The organism is Stenotrophomonas sp. (assembly GCF_031995405.1).
Classification (GTDB): Bacteria; Pseudomonadota; Gammaproteobacteria; order Xanthomonadales; family Xanthomonadaceae; genus Stenotrophomonas.
Window position 1 is genome coordinate 1 of the sequence record NZ_DAMAGC010000192.1, and the last position, 4,522, is coordinate 4,522.

7 protein-coding genes are annotated in these 4,522 nt (G+C 68.2%); 3 read left to right on the plus strand and 4 right to left on the minus strand.

Annotated features, from left to right (window positions below; translation table 11 throughout):
- Nucleotides 1–746, minus strand: a 746-nt coding sequence (locus RTO53_RS19510; protein WP_312239324.1) for a LysR family transcriptional regulator, incomplete at its 3' end; no start/stop codon positions are given.
- 97 nt (nt 747–843) lie between these two features.
- Between RTO53_RS19510 and RTO53_RS19515 the strand changes: the two genes are divergently transcribed.
- Nucleotides 844–2,085 (plus strand): SGNH/GDSL hydrolase family protein, encoded by a 1,242-nt coding sequence (locus tag RTO53_RS19515; RefSeq protein WP_312239325.1) that lies wholly within the window; start codon nt 844–846, stop codon nt 2,083–2,085.
- An 84-nt stretch (nt 2,086–2,169) separates the two neighbouring features.
- On the opposite strand, the gene fur is transcribed toward RTO53_RS19515, so the two are convergent.
- Nucleotides 2,170–2,586 (minus strand): ferric iron uptake transcriptional regulator, encoded by a 417-nt coding sequence (gene fur / locus RTO53_RS19520; protein WP_312239326.1) that lies wholly within the window; start codon nt 2,584–2,586, stop codon nt 2,170–2,172.
- A gap of 103 nt (nt 2,587–2,689) precedes the next feature.
- Between fur and bamE the strand changes: the two genes are divergently transcribed.
- Entirely contained in the window at nt 2,690–3,085 is a 396-nt protein-coding gene (gene bamE / locus RTO53_RS19525; protein WP_312239327.1) for an outer membrane protein assembly factor BamE, read from the plus strand.
- Nucleotides 3,086–3,102: 17 nt separating this feature from the next.
- Here bamE and RTO53_RS19530 read toward each other — a convergent pair whose 3' ends face one another.
- Nucleotides 3,103–3,363, minus strand: a complete 261-nt coding sequence (locus RTO53_RS19530) for an RnfH family protein (RefSeq protein ID WP_312239328.1) — start codon at nt 3,361–3,363, stop codon at nt 3,103–3,105.
- Between the two features lie 3 nt (nt 3,364–3,366).
- The gene (locus RTO53_RS19535; RefSeq protein ID WP_256774021.1) at nt 3,367–3,795 is read right to left on the minus strand and encodes a type II toxin-antitoxin system RatA family toxin; all 429 of its coding nucleotides are present in this window, start codon (nt 3,793–3,795) and stop codon (nt 3,367–3,369) included.
- Between the two features lie 60 nt (nt 3,796–3,855).
- On the opposite strand from RTO53_RS19535, the gene smpB reads away from it, so the two are divergent.
- Nucleotides 3,856–4,359, plus strand: coding sequence for an SsrA-binding protein SmpB (gene smpB / locus RTO53_RS19540; protein WP_256774022.1), 504 nt, complete (start codon nt 3,856–3,858; stop codon nt 4,357–4,359).
- Nucleotides 4,360–4,522: the final 163 nt, after the last annotated feature.

Consider the following 4,522-nt stretch of genomic DNA (forward strand, 5'->3'; position numbering starts at 1 on the left):
TGGACCTGGAAGGCCGCCAGCCGCGCCATCCCCACCCCACCCAGCACCAGCCGCCGCAACGCCTCGCCGTCGCTGGCGCGTGCACTGCCGTGGGTCGGCACCACCCGTCGCTGCCCGTCCACCAGCAGTGGCCAGCCCGACTGCGCGCGGGGGTGGCCGATATCGAGCCGGTTGTGCGCCAGCAGCGCATCGGCGGTTTCCGGCAGGCCATGGCGGGCGGCATACGCCGGCGCGGCCACGATCACCATCGGCGTCGCCCCCAGCCGCCGCGCCACCAGGCGGGAATTCTTCAGCGGTCCGGCGCGCACCGCGACGTCGGTGCGTTGTTCAAGCAGGTCGATCACCTCGTCGGTGAGCACCAAGTCCACCCCCACCTGCGGATGCCGTGCCAGGAAGTCCGGCAACAGCGGCAGCAGGAAGTGGTGCCCGAACGGCACGTTGGCATTCACCCGCAGTCGCCCGCGCGGCGCGGCATGGGCGCTGGCGCAGCGCTCGGCCTCGTCCAGGTCGGCCAGCACCCGCAGCCCCCGCTCGTAGAAGGTGCAGCCCTCCGGGGTGAGCTGCAGCTGGCGGGTCGAGCGCTGCAGCAGGCGCGTGCCCAGCCGCTGCTCCAGTCGCGACACCAGCTTGCTGACCGCCGACGGACTCAACTCCAGCGAACGCGCCGCCGCCGAGAAGCCGCCGGTTTCGATGACCCGGACGAACACTTCCAGTTCGCCGGAACGGTTGATGTCGGTGCCTGCCATGGGATGAATTCAGTTCACAGATGATTGTCCACGCGCAGTCTAGTTCACAGATTGGGCGCGGATCACCATGGCCGTCCCCCACTCGACGGTTCGCCCGATGAATGCACTCACCCGCCTTGCCGCCACCGCCCTGCTGACTGCCTCCACTACTGCGGCCGCCGCGCCTCCCGCCCCTTGGGTGGCCAGCTGGCAGGCCAGCCCGCAACCGGTCTGGGACGCGGACTTTCTCTTCCCCACGGGCATCCCCGCGCAGTTGCAAGGACAGACCGTCCGCCAGACCGCGCGCCTGAGCCTCGGCGGGAACCAGCTGCGGGTGCGTCTGAGCAATGCCTACGGCGACCGGCCGGTGCGGATCGGCGCAGCGAGCGTTGCCGCCGCGCCCGGTGAGGTGCCGATGTCCCTGGCCTTCGATGGCCAGGCCGAGGTGGTCATCGCCCCCGGCCAGGAGCGCCTGAGCGATCCGCTGGGGCTGGCCACCCGCGACCTGCAGGCCGTGCAGGTCAGCGTCTACGTCCCGGAGCGGCTGCGCCTGCGCACCTTCCATTGGGATGGCCGGCAAACCGCGTCGATCGGTGGCGGCGACCAGACCCGCGCGCCGACACTAGAGGCGACCTCGACCACCACCGCGCGCCTGTTCCTGACCGGTATCGACGTCCAGGCAGGCGCCAGCGCGCGCAGCGTGGTGGTGATCGGCGATTCGATCACCGATGGCGCCACCGCCAGCCTCGACCGTGACCAGCGCTGGACCGATCATCTCGCGGCGCGGCTGGCGCCACGCGGCGTGGCGGTGGTCAATGCCGGCATCTCCGGCGGCCGCCTCCTGCGCGACGGCATGGGTGACGCCGCCGTCTCCCGCTTCCGGCGCGACGTGCTCGATACGCCCGGCGTGGCCAGCGTCATCGTGCTGATCGGCATCAACGACATCGCCTGGCCCGGCACCGCCTTCGCCCGCGGGGAGCCGGTACCGACGCTGCCAGAGCTGCAGGCCGGCTACCGACGCCTGGTCGAGCGCGCGCATGCCCGCGGCGTACGCATCCTCGGCGCCACCCTGCCGCCGTTCGCCGGTGCCCTGCCCGGCACGCCGCTGGCCGACTACTACCAGCCGAACAAGGATACCCTGCGCCACCAGCTCAACGCCTGGCTGCGCAACGACAGCCCGTTCGACGCGGTGATCGACCTGGACGCGGCCCTGCGCGATCCCGCCCATCCCGAGCGGCTGGCCCCGGCCTTCGATTCCGGTGACCACCTGCACCCGGGCGATGCCGGCAACCAGGCAATGGCCGACGCGGTGGACCTGGAGGCCCTGCTCCCGGAACCGGCACCCGCCACCGCACGCTGAAACGCAAAAACCCCGGGCCAGGGCCCGGGGTCCGGTGAAGCGCGGTGCGGTTGCGCGGCGGTCTGACGACCGGCCGCCGGGCCATTACCGACGCTTCTTGCGTACGTACAGGACGAGCGAGTGCTCTTCCAGCTCGTAGCCGTGTTCGGTGGCGATCTTGCGCTGAAGTTCTTCGATTTCGTGGCTTTCGAACTCGATGATCTTGCCGGTGTCCACGTCGACCATGTGGTCGTGGTGGCCGCCGCGATCAAGTTCGTAGACAGCCTGGCCGCCCTCGAAATTGTGCTTCAGCACCAGGCCGGCGGCCTCGAACTGGGTCAGCACCCGGTACACCGTGGCCAGCCCGATCTCGTCGCCGTGCTCCAGGAGCTGGCGGTAGATGTCTTCGGCGGTCATGTGATGCTGGTGGTTCTGGGCATTGCGCTGCTCGAGCAACGCCAGGATCCGCATCCGCGGATGGGTCACCTTCAGGCCGACTTTGCGCAGGTCGTGGGTTTCCATAGTTCTCCGTTCATTGGCGATTTAGCGCCAGCTGCCTCGGATTGGGTCGCGGCGACGCGTCGTGAGTGTATCATCGACTGGATTTCCCCAAACGCCCTTTCCGATGCGCAAACTCCTGCTGGTCGCCGCCGTTGCCCTGTCCACCACGGGCTGCGGCATCATCTATAAGCAACCCATCTATCAGGGCAACCTGATCCGGGAGCAGGCCGTCGGTCAGCTGCAGGTGGGCCAGAGCAAGCAGCAGGTCAACGCGCTGCTCGGCACCCCCTCGATCCCGGACCCGTTCCACGCCCAGCGCTGGGATTACACCGCCAGCCAGCGCGTGAACCGCCTCGGCCAGACCGAAGTGAAGAACTTCACGGTCTACTTCGAGAACGACGTGGTCACCCGTTGGGACGGCGAGTACTTCGCCAACAACGACGCGGATCTGGCCAAGACCACGGTGCGCCAGTTCGGTCGCAACCTGGCCAAGGACAAGAAGAAGCGCGGCGGCCGCTGAGGCCAGCGGCACGTTCTTCAGCTGCCGGCGCGGGCGCGTCGGCGGCGGTTGTCCTTCGGGTCGGCCAGCAACGGGCGCAGCAGCTCGACCCGGTCCCCATCGCGCAGCGTCTGGGTCGGCCGGGCCAGCAGCCCATGCACGGCCACGGCCGGACACAGGTCGCTGCCGGCCAGCGCGGCGGCGGCAATGGCGTCGGCCACCGTGGCGGTCTCAGGCAGCTGCAGCTGGCGTGATGCCACCCGATCCGGCCAGGCCAGCACCACTTCCACCGCGATCACCGCTCAGTCCTGCCCATCGGCGACGCGGACGAAATCATTGACCATGCGATCGGCCAGGCCCTGGAAACCCAGTGCCAGCGCCGGGCCCAGCAGTCGCGAATTCGGTTCGAATTCCAAGGTCAGGGTCACCTTGCAGGCGTCCTCGGCCAGCGCATGGAAGTCCCAGCGCCCATGCAGACGCTTGAACGGACCATCGCGCAGCTGCATGTCGATGCTGCTGGGACGCTGCAGGGTGTTTTCGGTCATGAACCAGGTCGAGAACGAGCCCAACCCAAGGTCCAGGCGCGCCACCAGGCGGTCCGGGCCGGATTCCAGGATCTGCGACGCCGAGCACCAGCGGAACCGGCGCGGATAGGCATCGATATCATTGACCAGATCGAACATACGGGCAGCCGAATGTTCGACCAGGGCACTACGGCGGATAGTTGGCATGCGGCAATACTGTGTGCTGATGAATCGACCGGGGAGGCCCGAATCGGAGACAATACGGACATGAGCAAGAACAGCGGCAAGGATAAAGCAAACAACGCGACGGCCAACAAAACCATCGCGCTCAACAAGCGTGCCCGCCACGAGTACCACATCGAAGATCGCTTCGAGGCCGGCCTGGCCCTGCAGGGCTGGGAGGTCAAGTCGATCCGCGCCGGGCGCGGCAACATCATCGATGCTTACGCCTACGTGCGTGATGGCGAGATCTATCTGATCGGCGCGCAGATCACGCCGTTGATCCAGGCCTCTTCCCACGTGGTGGCCAACGACCGTCGCGAGCGCAAGCTGCTCCTGCATCGCAACGAGATCGACAAGCTGATCGGCAAGGTCCAGCGCGACGGCTACACGATCGTGCCGACGGCGATGTACTGGAGCAAGAACAAGATCAAGCTCGAGATCGCACTGGCCAAGGGCAAGCAGACCCACGACAAGCGCGACGCCGAGAAGGACCGCGACTGGGCGCGCGAGAAGTCGCGCACCATGCGCCGCCACAACCGCGACGCGTGATGGAACGCACGGTGCCCGCGCCGTGCATCCAGCCGGCCAGCGTCGAGGACACCCGCGCGGTGTTCGCCGGCCTGCTCGCCTTCAACCAGACCGCCAGTGGCGATGCCCTGGAGGACCAGCCGGTCAACCGGGTCATCCACGATGCCGCCGGCCAGGTCGTGGC

Excerpts from the sequence above, each read along its gene's own strand:
- RTO53_RS19515 (WP_312239325.1), top strand. The coding sequence starts at position 844 with ATGAATGCACTCACCCGCCTTGCCGCCACCGCCCTGCTGACTGCCTCC.
- fur (WP_312239326.1), bottom strand. The coding sequence starts at position 2,586 with ATGGAAACCCACGACCTGCGCAAAGTCGGCCTGAAGGTGACCCATCCG.
- bamE (WP_312239327.1), top strand. The coding sequence starts at position 2,690 with ATGCGCAAACTCCTGCTGGTCGCCGCCGTTGCCCTGTCCACCACGGGC.
- RTO53_RS19535 (WP_256774021.1), bottom strand. The coding sequence starts at position 3,795 with ATGCCAACTATCCGCCGTAGTGCCCTGGTCGAACATTCGGCTGCCCGT.
- smpB (WP_256774022.1), top strand. The coding sequence starts at position 3,856 with ATGAGCAAGAACAGCGGCAAGGATAAAGCAAACAACGCGACGGCCAAC.